This is a genomic window from Pseudomonas sp. MC6 (assembly GCF_054790575.1).
Genome location: NZ_CP186504.1, coordinates 4,776,286 through 4,800,255 on the forward strand (window position 1 = coordinate 4,776,286; position 23,970 = coordinate 4,800,255).

Annotated in this window: 20 protein-coding genes; 8 read left to right on the forward strand and 12 right to left on the reverse strand. The window is 59.7% G+C overall.

Features of this window, described 5'->3' with window-relative positions:
- Positions 1 to 238: 238 nt before the first annotated feature.
- The 7 genes from ACOYXE_RS21340 to ACOYXE_RS21370 all read left to right on the forward strand — a co-directional run bounded on the left by ACOYXE_RS21340 (position 239) and on the right by ACOYXE_RS21370 (position 7,538).
- A complete protein-coding gene (locus ACOYXE_RS21340) occupies positions 239 to 1,480 on the forward strand; it encodes an SfnB family sulfur acquisition oxidoreductase (RefSeq protein WP_160054733.1) in 1,242 nt (413 codons plus the stop codon).
- A gap of 25 nt (positions 1,481 to 1,505) precedes the next feature.
- The gene (locus tag ACOYXE_RS21345; protein WP_460926560.1) at positions 1,506 to 2,699 is read left to right on the forward strand and encodes an SfnB family sulfur acquisition oxidoreductase; all 1,194 of its coding nucleotides are present in this window, start codon (positions 1,506 to 1,508) and stop codon (positions 2,697 to 2,699) included.
- On the forward strand, positions 2,699 to 4,057 hold the full coding sequence (locus ACOYXE_RS21350) for an LLM class flavin-dependent oxidoreductase (RefSeq protein WP_405122520.1): 1,359 nt from the start codon (positions 2,699 to 2,701) through the stop codon (positions 4,055 to 4,057). The genes ACOYXE_RS21345 and ACOYXE_RS21350 overlap by 1 nt, the downstream gene beginning before the upstream one ends.
- A gap of 118 nt (positions 4,058 to 4,175) precedes the next feature.
- Positions 4,176 to 4,985: a MetQ/NlpA family ABC transporter substrate-binding protein gene (locus tag ACOYXE_RS21355; RefSeq protein ID WP_160054728.1), complete on the forward strand. Its 810-nt coding sequence runs from the start codon at positions 4,176 to 4,178 to the stop codon at positions 4,983 to 4,985.
- A gap of 2 nt (positions 4,986 to 4,987) precedes the next feature.
- Positions 4,988 to 6,109 carry a methionine ABC transporter ATP-binding protein gene (locus ACOYXE_RS21360; RefSeq protein ID WP_460926561.1) on the forward strand — a complete coding sequence of 374 codons (1,122 nt, stop codon included), beginning with the start codon at positions 4,988 to 4,990 and terminating at the stop codon, positions 6,107 to 6,109.
- The gene (locus tag ACOYXE_RS21365) at positions 6,099 to 6,743 is read left to right on the forward strand and encodes a methionine ABC transporter permease (protein ID WP_034151854.1); all 645 of its coding nucleotides are present in this window, start codon (positions 6,099 to 6,101) and stop codon (positions 6,741 to 6,743) included. Before ACOYXE_RS21360 ends, ACOYXE_RS21365 begins: the two co-directional genes overlap by 11 nt.
- A 168-nt stretch (positions 6,744 to 6,911) precedes the next feature.
- Positions 6,912 to 7,538 carry a class I SAM-dependent methyltransferase gene (locus ACOYXE_RS21370; RefSeq protein ID WP_460926562.1) on the forward strand — a complete coding sequence of 209 codons (627 nt, stop codon included), beginning with the start codon at positions 6,912 to 6,914 and terminating at the stop codon, positions 7,536 to 7,538.
- A gap of 1 nt (position 7,539) precedes the next feature.
- On the opposite strand, the gene ACOYXE_RS21375 is transcribed toward ACOYXE_RS21370, so the two are convergent.
- The 4 genes from ACOYXE_RS21375 to ACOYXE_RS21390 form a co-directional block, all read right to left on the reverse strand.
- Positions 7,540 to 9,792: a glycoside hydrolase gene (locus ACOYXE_RS21375; protein WP_460926563.1), complete on the reverse strand. Its 2,253-nt coding sequence runs from the start codon at positions 9,790 to 9,792 to the stop codon at positions 7,540 to 7,542.
- Between the two features lie 90 nt (positions 9,793 to 9,882).
- Positions 9,883 to 12,948, reverse strand: a complete 3,066-nt coding sequence (locus ACOYXE_RS21380) for an efflux RND transporter permease subunit (RefSeq protein ID WP_460926564.1) — start codon at positions 12,946 to 12,948, stop codon at positions 9,883 to 9,885.
- A complete protein-coding gene (locus tag ACOYXE_RS21385; RefSeq protein ID WP_093440529.1) occupies positions 12,945 to 14,009 on the reverse strand; it encodes an efflux RND transporter periplasmic adaptor subunit in 1,065 nt (354 codons plus the stop codon). The genes ACOYXE_RS21380 and ACOYXE_RS21385 overlap by 4 nt, the downstream gene beginning before the upstream one ends.
- The gene (locus tag ACOYXE_RS21390) at positions 14,006 to 15,109 is read right to left on the reverse strand and encodes an efflux RND transporter periplasmic adaptor subunit (protein ID WP_460926565.1); all 1,104 of its coding nucleotides are present in this window, start codon (positions 15,107 to 15,109) and stop codon (positions 14,006 to 14,008) included. The genes ACOYXE_RS21385 and ACOYXE_RS21390 overlap by 4 nt, the downstream gene beginning before the upstream one ends.
- 201 nt (positions 15,110 to 15,310) lie before the next feature.
- Here ACOYXE_RS21390 and ACOYXE_RS21395 point away from each other — a divergent pair, with 201 nt between their 5' ends.
- Positions 15,311 to 16,507: an AAA family ATPase gene (locus tag ACOYXE_RS21395; protein WP_160054712.1), complete on the forward strand. Its 1,197-nt coding sequence runs from the start codon at positions 15,311 to 15,313 to the stop codon at positions 16,505 to 16,507.
- Between the two features lie 262 nt (positions 16,508 to 16,769).
- Here ACOYXE_RS21395 and ACOYXE_RS21400 read toward each other — a convergent pair whose 3' ends face one another.
- From ACOYXE_RS21400 to ACOYXE_RS21435, 8 genes are all read right to left on the reverse strand, one after another.
- Entirely contained in the window at positions 16,770 to 17,642 is an 873-nt protein-coding gene (locus ACOYXE_RS21400) for a transporter substrate-binding domain-containing protein (RefSeq protein WP_460926566.1), read from the reverse strand.
- The gene (locus ACOYXE_RS21405; protein ID WP_077570160.1) at positions 17,639 to 18,421 is read right to left on the reverse strand and encodes an amino acid ABC transporter ATP-binding protein; all 783 of its coding nucleotides are present in this window, start codon (positions 18,419 to 18,421) and stop codon (positions 17,639 to 17,641) included. Before ACOYXE_RS21405 ends, ACOYXE_RS21400 begins: the two co-directional genes overlap by 4 nt.
- The gene (locus ACOYXE_RS21410) at positions 18,418 to 19,077 is read right to left on the reverse strand and encodes an amino acid ABC transporter permease (protein ID WP_160054710.1); all 660 of its coding nucleotides are present in this window, start codon (positions 19,075 to 19,077) and stop codon (positions 18,418 to 18,420) included. Before ACOYXE_RS21410 ends, ACOYXE_RS21405 begins: the two co-directional genes overlap by 4 nt.
- Positions 19,058 to 19,723 (reverse strand): amino acid ABC transporter permease, encoded by a 666-nt coding sequence (locus ACOYXE_RS21415; protein WP_122597731.1) that lies wholly within the window; start codon positions 19,721 to 19,723, stop codon positions 19,058 to 19,060. The genes ACOYXE_RS21410 and ACOYXE_RS21415 overlap by 20 nt, the downstream gene beginning before the upstream one ends.
- 930 nt (positions 19,724 to 20,653) lie before the next feature.
- The gene (locus ACOYXE_RS21420) at positions 20,654 to 21,451 is read right to left on the reverse strand and encodes a MetQ/NlpA family ABC transporter substrate-binding protein (RefSeq protein WP_160054708.1); all 798 of its coding nucleotides are present in this window, start codon (positions 21,449 to 21,451) and stop codon (positions 20,654 to 20,656) included.
- Positions 21,452 to 21,617: 166 nt separating this feature from the next.
- Positions 21,618 to 22,550 (reverse strand): sigma 54-interacting transcriptional regulator, encoded by a 933-nt coding sequence (locus tag ACOYXE_RS21425; RefSeq protein WP_405122527.1) that lies wholly within the window; start codon positions 22,548 to 22,550, stop codon positions 21,618 to 21,620.
- 53 nt (positions 22,551 to 22,603) lie between these two features.
- Positions 22,604 to 23,185: an alpha/beta hydrolase gene (locus ACOYXE_RS21430; RefSeq protein WP_095047070.1), complete on the reverse strand. Its 582-nt coding sequence runs from the start codon at positions 23,183 to 23,185 to the stop codon at positions 22,604 to 22,606.
- A 382-nt stretch (positions 23,186 to 23,567) separates the two neighbouring features.
- Entirely contained in the window at positions 23,568 to 23,969 is a 402-nt protein-coding gene (locus ACOYXE_RS21435; protein WP_003220570.1) for an ExbD/TolR family protein, read from the reverse strand.
- Position 23,970: the final 1 nt, after the last annotated feature.

Consider the following 23,970-nt stretch of genomic DNA (forward strand, 5'->3'; position numbering starts at 1 on the left):
CCTTACCCGAAAATTCTTAACCAACCCGATCATCACCCCTTCTATGCATATTCCTAAAAGTTAGTTTATTTAATATTTATACACGCTTAGGGTATATGAACCGGACCACCGGACATTCTTTCGTTCGCCGCAATTTTGCGGCGTTTTTCATGAGATGTGAGGTAGGTAGTATGGTCCGGAACACAATCACCCCAGTGCAGATCGCCAGGGCATTGCGTGCAGCCAAGGAGCGGCACTGATGTCCAGTCTGGCAGACGCAAACGTCCAGTCGGATCTGGACATCGCCCCGTTGTTGTTGCCCGCGCAGGTTTTGCGCAACGACGCCCAAGCCATCAAGGCCGCCCATGAGCTGGCGCTAGTCGCCCGCGTGCAGGCCGCCAAACGCGATCGTCAGCGCAAGCTGCCATGGTCGGAAATCGAACAGTTCACCCGCAGTGGTTTAGGCAGCATCGCCATCCCGCGCGAATACGGTGGCCCGCAGGTTTCATTCGTCACCCTGGCCGAGGTGTTCGCGATCATTTCCGCCGCTGATCCGGCGCTGGGACAGATTCCACAAAACCAGTTCGGCATCATCAATCTGGTGCTCGGCAGCGCCACCGAAGCGCAAAAAAAACAGCTGTTCCAGAGCGTTCTGGAAGGCTGGCGGATCGGCAATGCCGGCCCGGAACGCGGCACAAAAAACACCCTGGAATTGAAAGCGCGGATCACAGCCGACGGCGACGATTACGTGATCAATGGCCAGAAGTTTTACTCCACCGGCGCGCTGTTTGCGCACTGGGTTGCGGTCAAAGCGCTCAACGATGACGGCAAGCAAGTGCTGGCCTTCGTCCGCCGCGGCACGCCGGGGCTGCGCATCGTTGACGACTGGTCAGGGTTCGGTCAGCGCACCACCGCCAGCGGTACGATTCTGCTGAACAACGTGCGCGTAGAGTCGAGCCTGGTGGTCGACAACTGGAAGATCAACGAAACCCCGAACACCCAAGGCGCGGTATCGCAACTGATTCAAGCCGCGATCGACGCCGGCATCGCCCGTGGCGCCATTGATGACGCCATCGAGTTCGTCAAAACCCGCGCGCGGCCTTGGATCGACGCCAAGGTTGATCGCGCCAGCGATGACCTCTATGTGATCGCCGACATCGGCAAACTGAAAATCGAACTGCACGCCGCCGAAGCGCTGCTGCGCAAGGCCGGGCAAGTTCTCGATCAAGTGCACGCTGCACCGCTCACTGCCGAATCCGCCGCCCGCGCTTCGATCGCCGTGGCCGAAGCGAAAGTACTGACCACCGAAATTTCTTTGCTCGCCAGCGAAAAGCTGTTCGAACTGGCCGGTAGCCGCGCGACCCTCGCCGAATTCAATCTCGACCGGCACTGGCGCAACGCCCGCGTGCACACGTTGCATGACCCGGTGCGCTGGAAATATCACGCGGTCGGCGCCTATCGCCTCAACGGCACTTTACCGGCTCGCCATTCCTGGATCTGAGACGACCAGACATCTGGAGAAAAACATGACGCTTTCCCATCACGTCGCGGTCATCACCAGCGATGAGCAAGCCCTGATCGTCGCCAGCGACCTGGCCGAAGACTTCAAACGCGACAGCGCCCTGCGCGACCGTGAGCGACGCTTGCCACTGCCGGAGCTCGAGGTATTTTCCCGCTCCGGTCTGTGGGGCATCAGCGTGCCCAAGGAGTACGGCGGCGCTGGCGTTTCCAACGTGACGTTGGCCAAAGTCATTGCCCTGATCGCCCAGGCCGACGGCTCGCTCGGACAGATTCCGCAGAACCATTTTTATGCATTGGAAGTGCTGCGCGTAAACGGCAGCCATGCGCAAAAACAACGGCTGTATGGTGAAGTGCTCGCCGGCCAGCGCTTCGGTAATGCCCTGGCTGAACTGGGCACAAAAACCGCTCACGACCGCGTCACCAGTCTCAAACGCGACGGTGACGGCTATCGCATCAACGGTCGCAAGTTCTATGCGACCGGCGCGATTTACGCGCAGCGCATTCCGACCTCAGTAGTTGATGAAAACGGCGTGCAGCAACTGGCCTTCGTCCCCCGCGACAGCAAAGGCCTGACCGTGATCGACGACTGGAGCGGCTTCGGTCAACGCACCACCGGCAGCGGTTCGGTGGTGTTCGAAGACGTGTACGTCGCGGCTGAAGACGTGCTGCCGTTTCAAAGCGCCTTTGAACGTCCAACCACCGTCGGCCCGCTGGCGCAGATCCTTCACGCCGCCATCGACACCGGCATCGCCCGCGCCGCTCACGAAGACGCCCTGCACTTCGTACGCAGCAAGACGCGCCCGTGGATCGATTCCGGCAACGACAAAGCCACCGAAGACCCGCTGACGTTGAAGAGCTTCGGCCACTTGAGCATTCGCTTACACGCCACCGAAGCCTTGCTCGAACGTGCCGGCGAATTCCTCGACGCCGCACAAGCCGAGACCAATGCAGAAACTGTCGCCGCCGCATCGATTGCCGTCGCCGAAGCCCGCGCGATCAGCACTGAAATTTCCCTCACCGCTGGCAGCACATTGTTCGAACTGGCCGGCAGCCAGGCCACGCTGATCGAGCACGGCCTCGACCGTCATTGGCGCAACGCCCGCGTGCACACCTTGCACGACCCGGTGCGCTGGAAATATCACGCGGTGGGCAACTACTACCTCAATGACGAAAACCCTCCGTTGCGAGGGACGATCTGATGAGCGCGGCGAAAAAGAAGATCCTGCTCAATGCGTTCAACATGAACTGCATCGGCCACATCAACCACGGCTTGTGGACGCATCCGCGCGACACCTCAACGCGCTACAACACCCTCGAATACTGGACCGAACTGGCGCAATTGCTTGAGCGCGGGCTGTTCGACGGCTTGTTCATTGCCGACATCGTCGGTGTGTATGACGTCTATCAGAACTCGGTCGACGTCCCGCTGAAAGAGTCGATCCAGTTGCCGGTCAACGACCCGTTGTTGCTGGTTTCAGCCATGGCTGCCGTGACCAAAAATCTGGGGTTCGGCCTGACCGCCAACCTCACCTACGAACCGCCGTATCTGTTCGCCCGGCGCATGTCCACGCTCGATCATCTGAGCCGTGGTCGCGTGGGCTGGAACATCGTCACCGGTTATCTCGATAGCGCCGCCAAAGCCATGGGCCTCAGCGAACAGGTGGAACATGACCGCCGCTATGACCAGGCCGACGAGTACCTGGAAGTGCTCTACAAACTTTGGGAAGGCAGTTGGGAAAACGGCGCCGTACTCAACGACCGCGAGCAGCGGATCTACGCTAACCCGGAAAAAGTGCACAAGGTCGAGCACAAGGGCGAGTTTTATCAGGTCGAGGGTTATCACCTTTGTGAACCTTCGCCACAACGCACGCCGGTGCTGTTTCAGGCCGGCAGTTCCGATCGCGGCTTGCTCTTCGCCGGGCGTCACGCCGAGTGTGTATTCATCAGCGGCCAGAATAAACCGTCGACCAGAGTTCAGGTCGACAAGGTGCGCGCCAGTGCCGTCGAAGCGGGACGCAACCCCGAGGACATCAAGGTGTTCATGGGCCTCAACGTCATAGTCGGCGCGACCGAAGAGGCCGCATGGGCCAAGCACGCCGAATACCTGAGCTACGCCAGCGCCGAGGCCGGCGTGGCGCATTTTTCCGCCTCCACCGGCATCGACTTTTCCCTGTACGAAATCGACGAACCGATCCAGTACGTGAAGAGCAACGCCATTCAGTCGGCTACCAAGAACCTGCAGAACAACGACTGGACCCGGCGCAAGCTGCTTGAACAGCACGCCCTCGGTGGACGTTACATCACCGTGGTCGGTTCGCCTGAACAAGTAGCGGATGAGCTGGAGTCATGGATCGCCGAGACCGGCCTTGATGGCTTCAACCTGACGCGGATTGTTACGCCGGAGAGCTATGTCGATTTTATTGAGCTGGTGATTCCGGAGCTGCAGCGGCGCGGGTCGTACAAGACTGCGTACGACAGTGGCAGCTTGCGCGAGAAGCTGTTTCAAGGTGAAGCGCAGCTACCTGAGCAACATACGGGTTCCGCATTTCGCCGCTAAAAGCTTCGCGAGCAGGCTCGCTCCCACATTTGGAATGCATTTCCCCTGTGGGAGCGAGCCTGCTCGCGATGAGGCCATCCAATACACCACAAATTTATGCACTGACTGGAAAACTCACATGACCAAAAAACGCCTGTCCCACCCAGTCAAAGCACTGGCCCTGGCCCTCGGCCTGTTCAGCTCGGCCGTTTTCGCCGCCGACGCCCCCCTGAAAATCGGCACCACCGCCGCCTTCGCCATCCCGCTGGAAGCCGCCGTCGAAGAGGCCTCCAAACAGGGTCTGAAAGTCGAACTGGTGGAATTCACTGACTGGATCGCACCGAACGTCAGCCTCGCCGCCGGCGACATCGACGTGAACTACTTCCAGCACATCCCGTTCCTGGAGAACGCCAAAGCCGCGTCGGGTTTTGATCTGGTGCCATTCGCCCCGGGGATCATCAACAACGTCGGCCTCTACTCGAAAAAATACAAAAGCTTCGATCAGCTGCCAGAAGGCGCCAGCGTCGCCATCGCCAATGATCCGATCAACAGCGGTCGCGGTCTGCAACTGCTGGCCAAGGCCGGTTTGATCACGCTGAAACCGGGCGTCGGCTACAAGGCTACAGAAGACGATATCGTCGCAAATCCGAAGAAAATCAAAATCCTCCAGGTCGAAGCAGTGCAACTGGTGCGCGCCTACGACGACGCTGATCTGGTCCAGGGTTACCCTGCCTACATTCGTCTGGCGAAGACCTTCGATGCCGGTTCGGCACTGCTGTTCGACGGTCTCGACCACAAGGAATACGTGATTCAGTTCGTCATCCAGCCGAAGAGCAAAACCGATCCGCGCCTGATCAAATTCGTCGACATTTACCAGCATTCGCCGGTCGTTCGTGCGGCGCTGGATAAAGCCCACGGCAAGCTGTATCAAGCCGGTTGGGAAAGCTGAGCATGACGGCCGCGATCCAACGGCGACTGGAGATTCCAGAGCAACACAATGCTGAAAAAACCGAGCTGCACCCCGAGTTGAATCGCGCCCACGTACGTTTCATCGGCTTGGGTAAAACCTACAACGGCCGTCAAGGCCCGGTCGCGGCGCTGCAAGGCATCGATCTGGCGATTCAGCGCGGCGAAGTGTTCGGCATCATCGGCCGCAGCGGCGCTGGCAAGTCATCGCTGATCCGTACGATCAATCGTCTGGAACAACCGACCTCGGGGCGAGTGCTGATCGATCAGGTCGACATCGGCGAGTTCGATGAAGACCGTCTGGTAGCGCTACGCAGGCGCATCGGCATGATCTTCCAGCACTTCAATCTGATGTCGACCAAGACCGTTTGGCAGAACGTCGAACTGCCACTGAAAGTCGCGGGTGTGCCGAAAGAACAACGCGAGAAAAAGGTGCGCGAACTGCTCGAACTGGTTGGCCTGCAAGAAAAGCACAAGGCTTATCCGGCGCAGCTTTCCGGCGGGCAGAAACAGCGTGTCGGCATCGCCCGCGCGTTGGTGCATGACCCGGATATCTTGCTCTGCGACGAAGCCACTTCGGCGCTCGATCCAGAGACCACCCAGTCGATCCTCGGCCTGCTGCGCGAGATCAACCAACGCCTGGGCCTGACCATCGTTCTGATTACTCATGAGATGGCAGTGATCCGCGAAATCTGCGACCGCGTTGTCGTGCTTGAACACGGACAGGTTGTCGAACAAGGCCCGGTCTGGGAAGTGTTCGGCAATCCGCAGCACGAGGTCAGCCAAACCTTGCTTGCACCGCTGCAACACGCGTTGCCGGAGGAATTGCAGAGCCGCTTGCACGCGCAGCCGCCATCCTCCGACGCCGCTGTGGTGCTGCGCTTGCAGTTCACCGGCAGCGCCAGTGATGAGCCGGATCTGGCGGCACTGTTCGCGGCACTAGGTGGCCGGGTTAAGTTGCTGCAGGGCGGCGTAGAACGGATTCAGGGTCATGCATTGGGGCAACTGTTATTGGCCGTCAGCGGCTCAGCGCTCAGCGCCGAACAATTGCGCGAGCGCGCCGCACCGTGGGCGCAGCGAGTGGAGGTAGTGGGTTATGTGGTTTGATCGCTTGTTGCAGGGTTTTATCGACACGTTCCTGATGGTCGGCGTGTCCTCGCTGATCGCGTTGCTGGTGGGGATTCCCATGGCGGTGATTCTGGTCACCAGCGACAAGGGCGGGATCTATGAAGCGCCGGTACTCAACCGTGCTCTGGGCGCGTTCGTTAACCTGTTCCGCTCGATCCCGTTTCTGATTCTGATGGTCGCGCTGATTCCGTTTACCCGGTTGATTGTCGGCACCACCTACGGCGTGTGGGCCGCCGTTGTGCCACTGACGATTGCGGCAACTCCGTTCTTTGCGCGGATTGCCGAAGTGAGTCTGCGCGAGGTTGATCATGGCTTGATCGAAGCCGCGCAGGCGATGGGTTGCCGGCGTTGGCACATTGTCTGGCATGTGCTGTTGCCGGAGGCGCTGCCGGGGATTGTCGGCGGGTTCACTATCACATTGGTGACGATGATCAACTCTTCCGCGATGGCCGGGGCGATTGGCGCTGGCGGGTTGGGGGATATCGCCTACCGCTATGGGTATCAACGCTTTGACAGCCAGATCATGCTGACGGTGATTGTGTTGCTGGTGGCGTTGGTGGCGGTGATTCAGTTGGGTGGGGATCGGTTGGCGCGGGGATTGAACAAGCGCTGAGCCGGGCCGGGCTCATGTAGCAACTTCACAACCGCTATCGCGAGCAGGCTCACTCCTACAGGGGAACGCATTTCAAATGTAGGAGTGAGCCTGCTAGCGATGGGTTGCGCAGCAGCCCCGCTTCATGGCGTATATTCGGCAAACCCCAATTGCCCGCGTATCCCCACCATGAAGCAGACCCCCACCGATCTCGAACAGATCACCGCCACCACCCTCGGCCACTACAACTCGGTGGCCGAAGACTTCCGTGAAGGTACCCGCGACCACGATGTCAGCCAGAACATCGATGCGTTGCTGCGGCATATTCAAGGCACGGTGCCGTTCACGGTTCTGGATTTCGGCTGCGGACCGGGGCGGGATTTGCAGACGTTTACGCGTATGGGTCACATCGCCGTCGGGCTGGACGGTTCCCAAGAGTTCGCGCGAATGGCCCGTGAGGACAGTGGTTGCGAGGTGCTGCAACAGGACTTTCTGAAGCTCGATCTGCCGGCTGAACGCTTCGACGGGATCTTTGCCAATGCGGTGCTTTTTCACGTGCCGTTGCAGGAATTGCCACGGGTATTGAAGCAATTGCACGGTGCGTTGAAACCAGGTGGCGTGTTGTTCAGCTCCAATCCGCGTGGGGATAATCGTGAGGGCTGGAACGGGCCTCGCTATGGCTCGTATCACGATCTTGAGGCTTGGCGCGGGCTGCTTGCCCGCGCCGGATTCGTCGAACTGGAACACTACTTCCGTCCCGCCGGCCTGCCGCGCGAGCAGCAGCCGTGGTTGGCCAGCGTCTGGCGCAAAGGCTGAGTCAGAGAGTTGCCTGCCCCCGGTAGTGGCTGACGGTACCTTCCGGCAGCAGCACAGTGATGCTCTCGCCGGGCAAGGTCTGGCCGTCCACTTCACGCTGGGCTGGATCGAAGTTGGCCAGCAGCCGAGTGCCGTCTTCAAATGAAGTCTGCTGCACCTGCCGATCTTCGCTCAGCCATTGGAAACCAGTCAGCGCCTGCGTCGCCAGGCGCTCATGCAGCGGACGGAAGAATGCGTCCTGACGGGCCATCAGCGGCAGTCGCTGCGCCAGCGTTGCCGCACTCAGGTGGTACAGCGGCGGCACGTTGTAGAGCAATTGCGTCAGTTCGTTCTCCACCCTTGTGTTGCTCGGTTTAAGGCTGTCGAACAACCAGTGATGAGTGGTGATGAGCGAACCGTGGAACACCGCTTGATAAAGCGGCACACGGCTGGCCGGATCAAAGTGAATGCGCCGCAACGGTTCCTTTATTGGCACGGATTTGAAGAACAGGGCCGGTTGCTCCGGCGGAAACCACTTGCCGACAAAGTATTCGGAATCCGGTTTTTTACTCATGTCGGCATCGCCCCAACCGATCACCGGTGTCTGCATGCCATGGGCGAACAGCACGCCTTGAGCCGTTGTCGCATTGCCATCCTCGGAGCCGCTGGGCAATTGCAGCGTTTCGTTGATCCAGCGCGACGCCGCGACGTTGCCCACGGCATTCTGCGCCTGCGTCATGGGGGCGTCCGCGCGGTAGCTGTCGAACAACATGCCTGTGGCGTAGGCATCGAGAAACCAGCTGTTGAAACCGGCGGCGGCGCTGACCGCTTTGACTCGTTTCTCCAGTAGAGGGCGCACGCAACGCGGGTCGGTGTAATGACCCGATTGCTGAAAGCCGCTTTTCATCGTGCGATTTTCCAGCACGATGGCGCACTCGCGGTAAGCCGTGTCACCTAGATGCGCGGTGGTCCAGTCCGGATTCTCATCCCGACTCAGCGCCGTCTCGTAAGAATCATACGGCGCAAGCAGATAACCGGCCTGCACGCCTGCTCGAACCGCCTCGGGATGCCAGAGCCCGCCCTCCCATCCCTCGCCAAGACCCAGCCACAAGCGCGACAGCCCGGCGTTTTGCAATTGCTCAATGGTATCCAGCGACAAGGTGTTGCCCCATTGCTCGGGATTGGCTGTGACGGCACCGGCGAATTCGCGGGACAATTGCCCGCGCAGAGCGGCGTAGCCGTTGACCAGTGCCTGCATGTCCGGCACCGCGCGGGCTTGCCAGGTTTTGCGCGCCTGAGTGTTCAGCGCCCGATTGAGGCTGCGCAGCAGCACACCTTGCTGATAACGATTGAGCACCGTTTGGTGGGCGAGCAGCTGCAAGGCCTCACGCTCCATCGCGCCTCGCAAAGCACCGGCAAGCTGGCTCTGGCCGCGCAACTTGCCAAGCAACGCCGGCCAGTTCCGCACATCCTTTTGCCCCAGCAGATCGTTACCCCACAGGTAGACATGACTGGCGCCCAACAGCTTTCGCGACGCCGGTGTTTTCTCAAGCTTGCGGCTCAGGCTTTCGTGACGACCGGTGTCGATCAACCATTGTCGATAGCGCTTGGCACCGGCCAGCGGCTCGGCGTCACCCAGAAACAGGCTGAACGTCAGCGCTGTCGACGGCTTGAGTGAGGTGAATTGATGCCGCACCGACAACGCGAGCGTATCGCCCTCAGCGCTGAACAGCAGTTGCTTGTTGTAGGGGTTGGTCAGCAACCAGTTGAGACTGAATCCCTCATGCTCGACACCCCAGATCGGCAGACTCATATCCTGAGTGGCATTGAGCACCCCTTGACTCACCAGAAACGTCTGCCACACCGGATCGCCGCGCGGCACATAATGCCCCTCGGCCAAGGGCCAGATCAGGCCCTTGCCCATGGCATTGCCGGGCTGGCGCAAGAACTCAAGTTCAGACGCGGCGCCTGCGGTGATCGAGAAGCTCAGGTCGCGTTGATCGAGATCAACGCTGAGTGACCAGGCGCCATCGTCCCATTGCCATTCGACGCGATTGTCGCGTTGCACCAGGTTGCTGACCCTGTGCGCGGCGACACCCGTCGAGGCCTGCACAGTCGCGCCGTTGGCCGGAGTAGCTCGCACAGCGAGGGTTGCGGGGTCGAGCTGTACGCGCCACAGCGGGTTTTGCAGCAGCGTTTCAGCCAGCGATGCGGGCGACAGGCACAAGCCGGCCATTAACAGCAGTTGGCGCAGCCAGCAAGTGACCGTCGACATCAGGCGTCCCTCCTCCACATGGAGGAAGGACGGTAACGCAATGCATCACGGTTGTAAGTCAGACCGTTCCCAAAGGTGTAACAAGCTCCCTCAGTGGGTCGATGACGAAGCGTCCTTCTTCGGCTCGCGAATCTTGTACCAGGCCACATACAGCGCCGGCAGGAACAACAGCGTCAGCAACGTCGCGACCACAATCCCGCCAATCATCGCGTACGCCATCGGCCCCCAGAACACTTCGCGAGCAATCGGGATCATGCCCATGCTTGCCGCAGCGGCGGTCAGCAGGATCGGCCGACGCCGATGCTCGGTCGCCTCCACCACTGCATCCCACGGCGCATAGCCCTTCTTCTCGAACTCATCGATCTGCGTCACCAGAATCACCGAGTTGCGGATAATGATGCCGATCAGCGCCAGAATCCCCAGGATCGCCACGAAGCCCATCGGCGTACCGGTCGGCACCAACGCCAGTACGACGCCGATCAGTCCCAGCGGCGCGACACTCGCGACGAGGAACATCTTCTGCACGCTGTGCAACTGGATCATCAGGAACGTCGCCATCAAAAACAGCATCAACGGCAAGACCTTGGCAATCGGCCCCTGCGCCTTGCCGCTTTCCTCGACCGTACCGCCGGTGGCGACTTTGTAGCCCACTGGCAGTTTGTCAGCGAAGGCATCAATCGACGGCTTGAGCAGTTTCACCAGATCGGTCGGCTGGATCTCGTCGCGCACCGAAGCCTTGATGGTGATGGTCGGCAAGCGGTCGCGACGCCACACCAGCGGCTGTTCCAGCTCATAGCGCACAGTGGCGAACGCCAGTAACGGAATCGATGTGCCGTTGGGCGTAACGATCTGCAGATTCTGCAGGGTTTCCGGCGTACCGCGCTCCGAATTCACCGCCCGGCCGACCACGTTGATCAGGTAGATGTCGTCGTTGACCTGGGTCAGAGGCGCGCCACTGACAATACTGTTCATCAGGTTCGCCACGTCTTCGGAGGACAGCCCGAGCTGCCGTGCCTTGTCCTGGGCGATGTCGATGCGCAGGACTTTGCCCGGCTCGTTCCAGTCGTAAATGATCTCGCCGATGTGCGGGTTCTTGTCCAGTTCGGTGGCCAGATCGATGGCGTGCTTGCGCACTTGATCGATGTCCTTGCCACTGACCCGGTACTGGATCGGCCGCCCCACCGGCGGGCCCATTTCCAGCGCCTGGACGTAACTGCCGATGCCGACGAAGTCCTTGTGCAAGCGCTCGCGCAGACGCTGACTCAATGCCTCACGGGCCTCGAAGTCTTTGCTGACGATCACCAGTTGTGCGTAGTACGGGTTTTGCAATTGCTGGTCGAGCGGCAGGTAGAAACGGATCGCGCCCTGACCGATGTAGGTACTCCAGCGCACGATGTCCGGGTCGCCTTTGAGGGTTTCTTCCAGCTTGTCGACGGCCTTGCGTGTTTCGTCGATGGAGGCGTTTTGTGGCAGGTTGAGATCGACGAGAATTTCCGGGCGGTCCGATGCCGGGAAGAACTGGTTCTGCACAAAGCGCATGCAAAAAATCGACAGGGCAAACAGCAGCACGGTGATACCGATCGCCCACCAGCGATTGCGCATCGCCCACAACAGACCGCCATTGAACGCACGCCCGACGCGGCCCGGCTCGGCCTCATGGGGTTTCACGTTGGCGCTGAGAATGTGCACGCCGATCACCGGAGCGAAGAACACCGCCACCACCCACGAAACCAGCATCGCCACTGCAATCACCGCGAACAGGGTGAAGGTGTACTCACCGGCGGAGCTGGCATTGAGGCCGATGGGCACAAAACCCGCGACGGTCACCAGCGTACCGGTGAGCATCGGGAACGCCGTCGAGGTGTAGGCGAACGTCGCGGCCTGCTCGCGGGTCTCGCCCATTTCCAGGCGCGTGACCATCATCTCCACGGTGATCATCGCGTCGTCCACCAACAGGCCGAGGGCGATGATCAGTGCGCCGAGAGAAATCCGCTGCATGGTGATGCCACTGTATTCCATGAACACAAACACCATCGCCAGCACCAGCGGAATCGAGCACGCCACCACCAGGCCGGCGCGCACGCCGAGGCTGATGAAGCTGACCACCAGCACGATGATCACCGCCTCGAACAGGGCACTGGTAAAGCCACCGACCGCTTCTTCCACCACCACCGCCTGATCGGACACGGTGTGCACACCCACGCCAACCGGCAAGTCTGCGGTCAGTTCATCGATGCGCTGGTGCAACGCCTTGCCGAACTCCTGAACGTTGCCGCCCTTCTGCATGGCAATCGCCAGACCGATGGCCGGTTTGCCGTCAAAGCGGAACTCCGGAGTAGCCGGATCGGTGTAGCCGCGAGTGATGTCGGCGATGTCAGCCAAACGATAGAAACGGTCGTTGAGCTTGAGATTGACCTCGGCCAGATCCTTTTCCGAGGCGAACTGCCCGGAAGTGCGCACGGAAATCCGCTCAGGCCCGGCCTCGATCACACCGGCCGGGGTCACGGCGTTCTGCGATTGCAGGCTCTGCACAACCTGACGCTGATCGATACCCAACGCCGCCAGTTTGCGGATAGAGAAGTTCAGATAAATCACTTCGTCCTGCTGGCCGATCATTTCGATCTTGCCCAGCCCCGGCACATTGCGGATCTCGGCCCGCGCCTGTTCTACGTAATCGCGCAACTGGCGCATGGTCAGGCCGTCGGCGGTGAAGGCGTAGACCGAGCCGAACACATCACCGAACTCGTCGTTGAACCCGGGCCCTTGAATACCTTGGGGGAACTGCCCGCGAATGTCGTCGATCTTCTTGCGCACCTGGTACCAGATTTCCGGGATGTCCTTGGCACTGGTGGTGTCGCGCAGGTACACGTACACCGTCGATTCGCCGGGGCGCGTGTAACTTTTCACGTAGTCGAGGGAGTCGAGCTCTTCGAGTTTTTTCTCGATGCGGTCGGTGACCTGCGCGAGGGTTTCTTCCTGGGTCGCGCCCGGCCATTTGGTCTGGATCACCATGGTTTTGATGGTGAACGACGGGTCTTCTTCGCGGCCCAGATTGAAGTACGAGAACACGCCCATCAGCAACGCGACGAACATCAGGTACCAGACGAATGACTGATGCTTGAGGGCCCATTCGGAGAGGTTGAAAGAGCCTTTCATTGACTGTCCTCGTCAAGTTTTACCGATTGTCCGGGTTTGAGGCTGTTGACGCCGGCGCTGACCACGCGCTCGCCGTTCTTCACGCCGCCCGCGAGCACTACGCTGCTGTCGGTGCGGCTGATCACGCTGACGTCGCGGGGGCTGACGGTTTTGCTCTGGGTGTCGATGACCCAGATCCGTGGTTTGCCGTCGACCTCCTGCAAAGCGGTAGCCGGCAATTCGATGCGCGGTTTGATCGCCGAACTGAGGGTCACGCTGATCGCCGTGCCGAGGCGGAAACCGTCCGGTGTCTCGGCCAGCGTCAGGCGTGCCCGACGAGTACGCGTGGCGCTTTGCGCCTGCGGTTCGATCTCGCGAAGGGTTGCCGTGGTGTTGATGCTCGGGTCGAGTTGCCCGGCCACCAGAAACACCACGTCGGAAGGAATCTGATCGACCAGGGTGTCGGGCAGATCGATCACCGCTTCCTTGATGTCCGGTTGCGCCAGAGTCACGACCTGCTGGCCCGCCGTCACCACTTGCCCAGCTTCGGCGTTCCACGCGGTGACCACGGCTTTATGGTCGGAACGCAGTTCGGTATAGCCGAGCTGGTCCTTGCTTTGATTGACCGCCGCCCGTGCCTGGTCCAGCGAGGCCTGGGTGGTTTTCAAGTCTGTGGTGGCGATGTCCAGTTGTGCCTGCGCCCCTACGCCACGATCGAACAGCGCCTGCTGACGGCGGGCATTGGCCTGGGCATTGATCAGTTGCGCCTGAACCCTGGCCAGGTCGCCCTGGGCCGAACGCAATTGATTCTGCTGATCAGACGGATCGAGGGTGGCGAGCAGCGTGCCCTTTTGCACTTCGGTTCCGACATCGACGTTGCGGCTGGCGATGCGGCCACCGACGCGGAAACCGGTGTTGCTTTCATAACGCGCCTGGATGCTGCCGGCGAAACGCCCCAGGCTTTCCTCGCTCAATGCCTGAACCTTGACCGATAACACCGGACGTACCGGCTCCGGAGGTGGCTCGCTTTTTGAGCAGGCCGCCAGCAACACACCCACGGACAACAGCCCCAGACGCTTCATGGCTGTGCTCCCGGTTGCAGATCCTTGTAGGTGTTTTCAGCGATTTCGACTTTCATGCCGGGATGCAGCAACTGCCCACCGGCGACAATGACTTTCTCCCCGCCCTTGAGGCCTTCGCTGATGATGACCTTGCCGATCAGGTAGCGGCCGACGGTCACGTTGTGCAACTGCGCTTCACCTTTATCGTCGACCATCCACACCGCCGGATCACTGATGTTTTTCGTCAGCGCCGACCATGGCAATTCGACTGCTGACTTGCCGCTGCCCTTGGCGGTGGCGCTGACCACCGAGCCCAACTGCATCCCTTGGGGCAGGCTGTCGAGGCTGACTTTGACTTGCACCGTGCCGGACTGCGCTGACACCGCCGGGGTGATTTCACGCACCGTGCCGGTGGTTTTGATGGCAGGGTTATCGAGCAGACTGACGACGATCGAGGGATCCGCAGGACGCTCGGCCAGCAGCGATTCGTAGACGTTGAACACCGCGTCACGGTCGCCGTCGCGGGCCAGACTGAAAATCGGCGCGGTGGCCTGCACCACTTGGCCGACTTCGGCCTGACGCTCGGTGATCACGCCCGGGGCATCGGCAATCAGCGCGGTGTAGCTAAGCTGGTCCTTGGCGTTGGCCAATTGCGCCTGCGCCGCGCTCAAGGCGCTTTGGCTGCTGCGCAACGCGGCTTGGGCGGAATCGTACTCGCTCTGGCTGGTGTAGCCCTTGGGCAGGAGTTTTTGCTGGCGCACGAACGCCGCGGCGCTCTGTTTGACCCGCGCTTGTTCGGCGACGACCTGGGCCTGGGCGGAATCGACGTTAGTCTGCAAATCCTTGGGGTCGAGTTTGGCCAGCACCTGTTTGGCCGTAACCCGGTCACCGACATCGACCATGCGCTGAATGATCTTGCCGCCGACGCGGAACGACAGTTCAGTCTGCACGCGCGCCTGCACGTCACCGGTCAATGTCACCGCAGCCGCGTAATCCGTGGGTTTCACTTCCTGTACGAAGACCCTGGGCAGGTATTCCTCAGGAGCTTTTTTCTCGCCGCATGCGGTCAGCAAAGTGAACAGACTCAGCATGACCGCTGTTTTCAAACCGGGACTCGCCATGCAGACTCCTTCCTGTGTACGAACGTGCAAGTGACGATACGACTGTGAGCTTAGAACAGGGTTCAACGTTCGCCCGTTCGTCCCCCATGTTTTCCTGTAGGAGCTGCCGCAGGCTGCGATCTTTTGATCTTTTAAAAACAACATCAAAAGATCGCAGCCTGCGGCAGCTCCTACAATAAGCGTCTCAAGAGAAGGAATTCCATGCTCAACACTCTGGCAGTGGCCAATTACCGTTCGATCAACAAACTGGTGATCCCGCTCGGCCGGCTCAACCTGATCACCGGCCCCAACGGTAGCGGCAAGTCCAACCTCTACCGGGCCTTGCGTCTGCTGGCGGAAACCGCTCAGGGTGGCGTAGTCAATGCGCTGGCCCGTGAGGGTGGGCTGGAGTCGACCTTCTGGGCCGGGCCGGAAACCATCAGCCGGCGCATGCGCAACGGCGAAGTGCCCATTCAGTCGACGGTGCGTCAGGGTGTGAAGCGGCTGCGCCTGGGGTTTGCCGGAGAAGACTTCAGTTATTCGATCAGCCTCGGGCTGCCCGATTCCAACGGGCATTTCATGCTACCCGAACATTCCCGGCCAATTCCCTCGCGCTTCAGCCTCGACCCGCAGATCAAGCGCGAATGCATCTGGGCCGGCGCGCTTTACCGCCCCGCCAGCCTGCTGGTGGATCGTGACGGCCCGATGATCCGCGCACGCGCCGAGCGCAAATGGGATGTGCTGGCACAACACACGCCGAACTTTGACAGCCTGTTCGATCAGGTTGGCAGCCTGCGCAGCTCGCCGGAAGTGTTTCAGATGCGCGAGTTCATTCGTCGCTGGCGCTTTTATGATCACTTTCGCAGCGATGCCGATGCGCCGGTGCGCCAACCGCAACTGGGTACGCGCACGCCAGTGCTGCATCACGATGGGCGGGATCTGGCGGCGGCGTTGCAGACCATCATCGAGATTGGTGATGGCGACGCGATGCGGGCGGCGATTATCGATGCATTTCCTGGCGCGCGGGTGCATATCGAAGCGCAGGCCGGTGGACGTTTTGCCATCGAGTTTTATCAGGAAGGTTTGCTGCGGCCATTGTCGGCGGCGGAGCTGTCGGACGGGACGTTGCGCTATCTATTGTTGGTCGCGGCGCTGCTGACGCCGAGGCCGCCGTCGCTGATGGTGCTGAACGAACCGGAAACCAGCCTGCACCCGGATCTGCTGCCGGCGTTGGCGCGGTTGATCATTCGTGCGTCGGAGCAGTGTCAGGTGTGGGTGGTGTCCCATGCACGGCGGTTGATTTCGGCGTTGCAGGAAGATCCCGAGTGCAATTGCATTGTGCTGGAGAAAACCCTGGGGCAGACCGGGATTGTCGGCCAGCGGGTGCTGGATGAGCCGGCGTGGAACTGGCCGGATTGAGTGATTCAGGCAAAAGCCCCTCACCCTAACCCTCTCCCAGAGGGAGAGGGGACTGATTGGGGGATGCTCAAGAGTGACGCCGACGTGAAAATGCATCTGTGAATCCAAAGTCGAAGTGACGCCGACGCGAAATGCATCTGTGAATCCATAATCGACTCGGTTCCGCAGGTCGATGTCTGATGCAAGACACCTCGGTCGGCTCCCTCTCCTTCGGGAGAGGGCTGGGGTGAGGGGCAGGCCTCACCACCGATTCAACAGGCAATCACCCCTGCCACTTGCCGCCCTCGACAATCACACTCTCAGGCTTGGTGTCATCACTCAGCTCTTTACGCACATATTGGTCGTACAGCTTGAGCAGATACTTCTCCTCACCCAGCTTGGCCAGCTCAGTATTCACCCAGTCACGCAACTCGATATTGCCCTTCTTCACCGCCGGCGCAATCGGCGCTTCAGCACCGAGCTTTTCATCGAGCACGCGATAGCCCGGGTTCTGCTTGGTCCAGCTGAACAGCACCAGGTTGTCCTGTGCATAAGCATCACCACGACCGTTGGCCAAAGCTTGCAGCGATTCGGAGTTTTTCTCGAACTTCAGCAGTTTCCAGTCCGGATGATTCTTGGTCAGCCAGATATCAGCAGTCGTGCCGGTAGTAACGATGGTGGTGCGGGTCGCCAGGTCATCAAGGTTTTTCACCGAGCTGCTTTGCGGCACCAACGCCTGCACCGCAACCTTGAGGTTCGGGTTGGTGAATTCCACCGCTTCCTTGCGCTCCGGCGTCACAGTCATGTTGGCGAGGATCAGGTCGACCTTGTCGCTTTGCAGGAACGGAATACGGCTCGCCGGCTCAACGGCAACGAACTCGACCTTGTTTTCATCACCGAGCAGATCCTTGGCGAAACGCCGGCCGATATCAGTATCAAAGCCGACGTAGCGCCCAGCTTCATCGACAAAACCGAACGGTGGCTTGTCGGTGAACACGCCGACAATCAACTTGTCGCGGGCCTTGATCTTGTCCAGATAACCGGCCGGCGCGGTGCTTTCGCTGGCGACTTTCGGCTTCGGCGGTTCTTCGGTCTTGCTGCAACCGGCAAGCAAGGCGAGGCTGAGCAGGGGCAGTAAAAAAGCGGCAGTTTTCATAACAGTTCCAGTTCCTTTGTCGGATTCGTTTTCGGCAGTGTTGCCACGAAGGAGAACTTCTCCAGAAACTGCTGCGCGCGTGCGGTTTGCGGGTTCGTAAAGAAAATCTCGGGCGGGTTCTGTTCAAGGATGCGCCCGGCATCCATGAACACGATGCGGTCGGCCACCGCGCGGGCGAAGGCCATTTCATGCGTGACGATCAACAGGGTCATGCCTTCGCGAGCGAGGCCCTGAATGACCTGCAAAACTTCTTTGACCATCTCCGGGTCGAGGGCGGCGGTGACCTCGTCGAAGAGCATCACGCGCGGGTTCATGCACAACGAGCGGACGATGGCGATGCGTTGCTGCTGGCCGCCGGAGAGCTGACGCGGGAAAGCATCGCGCTTGTCCAAAAGTCCCACGCGCTCAAGCAGCGCTTCGGCTTGTTGCTGGGCTTCACGGCGCTGGCGCTTCTGCACCTTGAGCGGGCCGAGCAGCAGGTTGTCGAGCACACTCATGTGCGGGAACAGGTGATAACTCTGGAACACCATACCGATCTGCTGACGGATCTCGCGCCAGTCGGTGGCCTTGTCCAGCAGCTCACGGCCGAGAAACTTCAGGCTGCCGCTGTGGGCCTCTTCCAGGCCATTGAGGCAACGCAACAAGGTGCTTTTGCCGCAACCGCTGGGGCCGAGGATGACGATCACTTCGCCGCTCTGCACCTGCAGGTCGATGCCGTTGAGCACCTGCTGCTCGCCGTAGAATTTGTTGAAACCGTGAAACTCGATCAATGCGCTCATGCTTGCGTCCAGCGCCGCTCCAGCACGCGCGAGGCGGCCGACAGCGGGTAGCAGATCAAAAAGAAAAACAGAAACAGTGCGCCGTAGATCAGCACCGATTCGTAAGTGCGCTCGATGATCTGTTGGCCGACCTTGATCACATCGACCACACCGATGAGCACCGCCAGCGAGCTGGTCTTGATGATCCGCGTGTAGACGTTGATGGTCGGCGGCGTCATGCGTTTCAGCGCTTGTGGCAGCAACACGTAACCGTAGAGTTGCGCGGCGTTCAAACCAATCGACAGCCCCGCTTCACGCTGGCCGCGTGGTAACGAATGCAGGGCTCCGCGCGCCACTTCGCCGACCTCGCTGGCGCCCCACAGCGATAGCACCAGCACCGCGCACCAGAAGCTGGGAATGCTCAGGCCGAAGAAAATCGGCAAACCGAAGAACAACAGATACAACCAGACCAGCACCGGGATCGCCCGGAACAGCTCCAGATACACCCTCAGAATCGCGTTCAGCCACGTGATATTGAGCGTGCGCAATACGCCGTAGAGCACGCCGCCGACAGTGCTGATGGCAATGCCCAGAAAAGAGATCGACAAGGTTTGTCCGGCGCCTTTGGCCAGTTGCGGCAACGACACCCAAAGCAACTCAAGACCCGAACTGGCCATGCTGGAGCCTCCTTTCCAAACGGCTGAGCAACAGCGACAGCGGCAAGAACAGCAGCACGCAGATCAGCGTCAGCACGGCGAGCATTTCGTAGGTTTTGTAATAGAGCGCGATGTAGCTCTTGGTCGTGTAGAGAATTTCCGGCACCGCCACCGCCGAGACCACAGTGGTTTCCTTGAGCAGGAAAATGAAATTGGCGAACAACGACGGCAGGCTGAGGATCCCCGCTTGCGGCAGGATCACATAGCGCAGCAATTGGCCGTGGGACAGACCGATAGAGCGCCCTGATTCCAGTTGCGCCAGCGGCACCGCATCGACGCCGGCACGCAGCACTTCGGTGAGGTAGGCGCCGCCGAGGAAGGTCATGGTGATGATCGCGGCGGTGAAACCGGACACCTGGATCCCCACGGCCGGCAAGGCGAAGTAGACGAAAAACAGCTGGATCAGCAGCGGCGTGTTGCGCGCCAGTTCCACATACAGGCCCACCAGTTTTTGCAGGTACGGCGTGCGGAACACCAGAATGGTCGCGTTAAGCAGCGCCACCAGCAACGAAGTACCGATAGCGATAAATCCGACCTGCAGCGTCACGCCCACGGCTTTGAGAAACGCCGGCAGGGTGCTGAGGATAAATGCGTAATCGAAGGTCATGAAACGTCCTGGACGCCGCTCGGTAAGCGACGGTGGTGCAGTCCAAGGACAGCGGATGGCTGTCCGGCAAGCACCGACTTTATAGGTATAAAAACAAGAATTTAAATACCGTTAAAGCATATTGATATCACCCAAAAAACTATCTTGTGGGTTTGCCGGGAAGGAATAAGAAGGCTATTTTCCTTTGCGCTGTAGGACGGATCTTTTTTTCACGAAAGCCCTCCAAGGACGAACAGCTTTTGGCCAGACTCCCCCGGCCAAACTCATAACAAGGAAGAGAACATGGACGTAAAAGTGCCGCAGCGACTGGATCCGCAAGAGATTGTGAAATTGTTGGTGGCGTTGAGGCGGGCGTTGAAGGCTGCAGCGTAAGTCAAAAACCCCTCACCCCAGCCCTCTCCCGGAGGGAGAGGGAGCTAACCGAGGTGTCTTGCGTCATACATCGACCTGAAAGACCGAGTCGATTATGGATTCGGCAGAGATCTTTCACGTCGGCGTACTTCTACAGCATCCCCCGATCAGTCCCCTCACCCCAGCCCTCTCCCGGAGGGCGAGGGGGCCGACCGCGGTATCTGGCGTTTTACATCGACCTGAAAAATCGAGTCGATTAAGGATTCGGCAGAGATCTTTCACATCGGCGTACCTCTACAGCATCCCCCAATCAGTCCCCTCACCCCAGCCCTCTCCCGGAGGGAGAGGGAGCCGACCGTGGTGTCTGGCGTTTTACATCGACCTGAAAGATCGAGTCGATTATGGATTCGGCAGAGATCTTTCACGTCGGCGTACTTCTACAGCATCCCCCAATCAGTCCCCTCTCCCTCTGGGAGAGGGCTAGGGTGAGGGGCTTTTCAACGCACACACAAAAACGCCGATGCCCATCACTGGCCATCGGCGTTTTCACACCTTGAAGGGGGTGGTTCAAGCGTCAGATCAGAACGCCGGCAGTACCGCGCCGTTGTACTTCTTCTCGATGAACGCTTTGACTTCCGGGCTGGTCAGGGCTTTGGCCAGTTTCTGGATCGCGTCGCTGTTCTTGTTGTCCTCACGGGCCACCAGGAAGTTCACGTACGGCGAGTCAGCGCCTTCAATCACCAGCGCATCTTTCTGCGGATTCAGTTTGGCTTCCAGCGCGTAGTTGGTGTTGATCATGTCCAGATCAACTTCTTTCAGAACGCGTGGCAGCAGGGCCGACTCCAGTTCCTTGAACTTGAAGTTGTGCGGGTTCTTGGCGATGTCTTTTGGCGTTGCCAGCGCGTTTTTCGGGTCTTTCAGCTCGATCAGGCCAGCTTTCTGCAGCAGGATCAGCGCACGGCCGCTGTTGCTGCCTTCGTTCGGGATGGCGATGGTCGCGCCGTCCGGCAGTTCAGCCAGGGTCTTGTACTTGCTCGAGTAACCACCGAACGGTTCAACGTGTACGCCCTGCACAGTCACCAGGTACTTGGACTTGTCGTCCTTGTATTTGCCCAGGTTGAAGCTGTTCAGGTACGGCAGGGTCTGGAAGTAGTTGGCGTCCAGACGCTTCTCACCGACCTGTACGTTCGGCTGAACGTAGTCGGTAAACACTTTGATTTCCAGATCCACGCCTTCTTTGGCCAGGGTCGGTTTGATCAGCTCAAGGATTTCAGCGTGCGGCACCGGGGTCGCAGCAACCACCAGTTTCTCGCCGGCATTGGCCAGGGAAGCAGTCAGAGCAGCCGCCAATGCGGTAAACAACAGAACCTTTTTCATGCAGTGTCCTTATCGAAAATCACGGTCGTCATCGACGACGGCATTAATACGTGTGCCAGTGAAGTGATATCGCTGGCGTGGGTCGGACAATACCGTGATTTTTTATTCCCGGACAATAACGTTTATTCAGCTTCATATTCCATTTTGTTCATGTTGAACAAACCGTTTACAAACCATCGCTTAACCGAATCAGCAAATCTTTCAATGCCTTACGCTCATCGACGCTGCCGCCGATGTTGATTTGTGCAACCAGCCGCTCGATCTGAAGCTGCGGGCCAGACACCTCGGGCAGATTCAGGTGCTCCGGCAGAATCTCGTCGCCAGCACTCACCAGCAAGGCAAAATGAATGACGTTTTCCAGCTCTCGAGTGTTACCCGGCCAGCTGTGTTGTTCGAGCACGTGCTGCGCGGCTTCGCTGATCAGCGGCACGGGCAGGTCGAGGCGCTGGCTATAGATGCCAAGGAAGTACTCGGCCAGCGAAAGAATGTCGCCGATGCGTGCGCGCAAGGCGGGCAGTTCCAGTTGCCCTTCGCTGAGGTAGTGATAAAGCCGCTCGTGGAATTTCCCGGCGTCCACTGCTTGCGCCAGATCGATACTGGTCGCCGCGACCAGGCGCACATCCACAGGACTCGGTTGATGCGCACCGACACGGGTGACTTCGTGGTTCTCCAACGCGGCAAGCAATTTGATCTGGATTGGCAACGGCAAGTCGCCGATTTCATCCAGATACAAGGTACCGCCGTTGGCCGAACCGAACCAGCCTGCACGGCTGCTGGCCGAGCCGCTGTAACTGCCGGCAGCGTAGCCGAACAGCTCGGCATCAGCGTAGGTCGGGCTGATCGCCCCGCAATTGACCGAAACGAACAGACCGCTGCGGTCACTGGCGCGATGGATGTGCCGGGCGAGCAGTTCTTTACCCGTACCGGTCTCGCCACGGATCAATACCGAAGTCGAGCGCGGCGCCAGTTGCTCGAGCTCCTCACGCAGTTGACGCGAGCGCGGATCGACGAACACCAGCGCCTTGGCGCGAATGCTCAGGGGGCTTTTTTCCGCATCGGGAAAGGTCAGCAACGGCTGACCGAAGGTTTCGAAACTCATGGCAGGCTCCCGCCCAAAACCGCCGGCAGACGGGGGCGTTGAAAGAAAAAAGGTCAGGCGCGGCGGCGGGCGTGGTGTTCCATACGGTTTTGCAGGCGATAGAGATAAGCAAAACCCTGCTCCCAACGCTGATGCCCGGACTTGACGTTGATGTGTCCGGCACCGGCGAGAATTCCCGCCTCGGCACCCCAGTTGCGCGCCAGCTCCAGTGCGCGCGGCGCACTCACGGCGGCGTCGTTGTCGGAGCTGACGACCTGGCTCGGAAACGGCAGCAGATCAGTCGGAATCGGTGCGAAATTGCGCAGCGCCGGTGCACACGCCGGACGCTCGACATCTGCCGGCGCGACCAACAAGGCGCCACGCACCTGACGCAGATATTGCAGCGGCGCAGTGGCTGCCCAATGGGCAACGGTGATGCAGCCGAGGCTGTGGGCGATAAGAATGACAGGCGTGCTGTCAGCGGCAATCGCCTCGGCCAGTGCCGCCACCCAGTCTTCACGACGCGGCGTCAGCCAATCGGCCTGCTCGACCCGCGCGCTGTTCGGCAGGCTGTTCTGCCAGTGGCTTTGCCAATGATCTTCTGGCGATCCTTGCCAGCCCGGCACAATCAGGTAGCGGATTGATTCGTTGCGCATGGGGAGCTCTCCTGCGTCGTGTCTGTTCCTGGACGAGTATAGGGAGGGGATTTATATTCGTTAAGGAATAAGAAGCTATTTATTAAGATCTGAATTGAATATGAGTATTGTGTATGACTTTAGATCCTTTCCCCCTCACCCCAGCCCTCTCCCCCAAGGGGGCGAGGGGGAAAGGGAGCCGATCTATGCGGTTTTCAGATTTGGAGTTCGACTGGATATTTCAGATCGGCGTATAGCGGCCAAACAACGCGGTCAGTCCCCTCTCCCTCTGGGCGGTCCGACGTTTCGGGAGGGCTAGGGTGAGGGCTTTGCTTCTAATGCCAGAAATAAAAAAAGGGCCGCACCCTGCCAAGGAGACGGCCCCGGAAAAACGTTGAATCTGTCACCGCGCAGTAATCACCGACAACTTGGTAATCCCCGCCCGTTCAATCGAAGCCATCGCCCGCGCCACTTCGCCGTAGTTCACCCCGTCATCGGCCTGCAATTGCACGCGCACTTCCGGGTCCTTGGCCTTGGCTGACTTGAGGTTGAATTCCAGCAAGTCCGGCTGAATCTCATCCTTGTTGATAAACAGTTTGCCGGCACCATCGATGCTCACCACCAGCGGATCCTTCTGCTCGACCGGCGCCACCGCTTCGGTCTTCGGCAGGTTGATCGGGATAGCGTTGGTCAGCAGCGGTGCGGTGACGATAAACACCACCAGCAGCACCAGCATCACATCCACCAGCGGCGTTACGTTGATCTCGCTGAGTACCTCATCACTGTCTTGCGTGGAGAAGGCCATA

What these genes read in the sequence shown, in the direction of transcription:
- ACOYXE_RS21340 (WP_160054733.1), top strand. Translation starts at nt 239, where the DNA reads ATGTCCAGTCTGGCAGACGCAAACGTCCAGTCGGATCTGGACATCGCC.
- ACOYXE_RS21345 (WP_460926560.1), top strand. Translation starts at nt 1,506, where the DNA reads ATGACGCTTTCCCATCACGTCGCGGTCATCACCAGCGATGAGCAAGCC.
- ACOYXE_RS21350 (WP_405122520.1), top strand. Translation starts at nt 2,699, where the DNA reads ATGAGCGCGGCGAAAAAGAAGATCCTGCTCAATGCGTTCAACATGAAC.
- ACOYXE_RS21355 (WP_160054728.1), top strand. Translation starts at nt 4,176, where the DNA reads ATGACCAAAAAACGCCTGTCCCACCCAGTCAAAGCACTGGCCCTGGCC.
- ACOYXE_RS21360 (WP_460926561.1), top strand. Translation starts at nt 4,988, where the DNA reads ATGACGGCCGCGATCCAACGGCGACTGGAGATTCCAGAGCAACACAAT.
- ACOYXE_RS21365 (WP_034151854.1), top strand. Translation starts at nt 6,099, where the DNA reads ATGTGGTTTGATCGCTTGTTGCAGGGTTTTATCGACACGTTCCTGATG.
- ACOYXE_RS21370 (WP_460926562.1), top strand. Translation starts at nt 6,912, where the DNA reads ATGAAGCAGACCCCCACCGATCTCGAACAGATCACCGCCACCACCCTC.
- ACOYXE_RS21375 (WP_460926563.1), bottom strand. Translation starts at nt 9,792, where the DNA reads ATGTCGACGGTCACTTGCTGGCTGCGCCAACTGCTGTTAATGGCCGGC.
- ACOYXE_RS21380 (WP_460926564.1), bottom strand. Translation starts at nt 12,948, where the DNA reads ATGAAAGGCTCTTTCAACCTCTCCGAATGGGCCCTCAAGCATCAGTCA.
- ACOYXE_RS21385 (WP_093440529.1), bottom strand. Translation starts at nt 14,009, where the DNA reads ATGAAGCGTCTGGGGCTGTTGTCCGTGGGTGTGTTGCTGGCGGCCTGC.
- ACOYXE_RS21390 (WP_460926565.1), bottom strand. Translation starts at nt 15,109, where the DNA reads ATGGCGAGTCCCGGTTTGAAAACAGCGGTCATGCTGAGTCTGTTCACT.
- ACOYXE_RS21395 (WP_160054712.1), top strand. Translation starts at nt 15,311, where the DNA reads ATGCTCAACACTCTGGCAGTGGCCAATTACCGTTCGATCAACAAACTG.
- ACOYXE_RS21400 (WP_460926566.1), bottom strand. Translation starts at nt 17,642, where the DNA reads ATGAAAACTGCCGCTTTTTTACTGCCCCTGCTCAGCCTCGCCTTGCTT.
- ACOYXE_RS21405 (WP_077570160.1), bottom strand. Translation starts at nt 18,421, where the DNA reads ATGAGCGCATTGATCGAGTTTCACGGTTTCAACAAATTCTACGGCGAG.
- ACOYXE_RS21410 (WP_160054710.1), bottom strand. Translation starts at nt 19,077, where the DNA reads ATGGCCAGTTCGGGTCTTGAGTTGCTTTGGGTGTCGTTGCCGCAACTG.
- ACOYXE_RS21415 (WP_122597731.1), bottom strand. Translation starts at nt 19,723, where the DNA reads ATGACCTTCGATTACGCATTTATCCTCAGCACCCTGCCGGCGTTTCTC.
- ACOYXE_RS21420 (WP_160054708.1), bottom strand. Translation starts at nt 21,451, where the DNA reads ATGAAAAAGGTTCTGTTGTTTACCGCATTGGCGGCTGCTCTGACTGCT.
- ACOYXE_RS21425 (WP_405122527.1), bottom strand. Translation starts at nt 22,550, where the DNA reads ATGAGTTTCGAAACCTTCGGTCAGCCGTTGCTGACCTTTCCCGATGCG.
- ACOYXE_RS21430 (WP_095047070.1), bottom strand. Translation starts at nt 23,185, where the DNA reads ATGCGCAACGAATCAATCCGCTACCTGATTGTGCCGGGCTGGCAAGGA.
- ACOYXE_RS21435 (WP_003220570.1), bottom strand. Translation starts at nt 23,969, where the DNA reads ATGGCCTTCTCCACGCAAGACAGTGATGAGGTACTCAGCGAGATCAAC.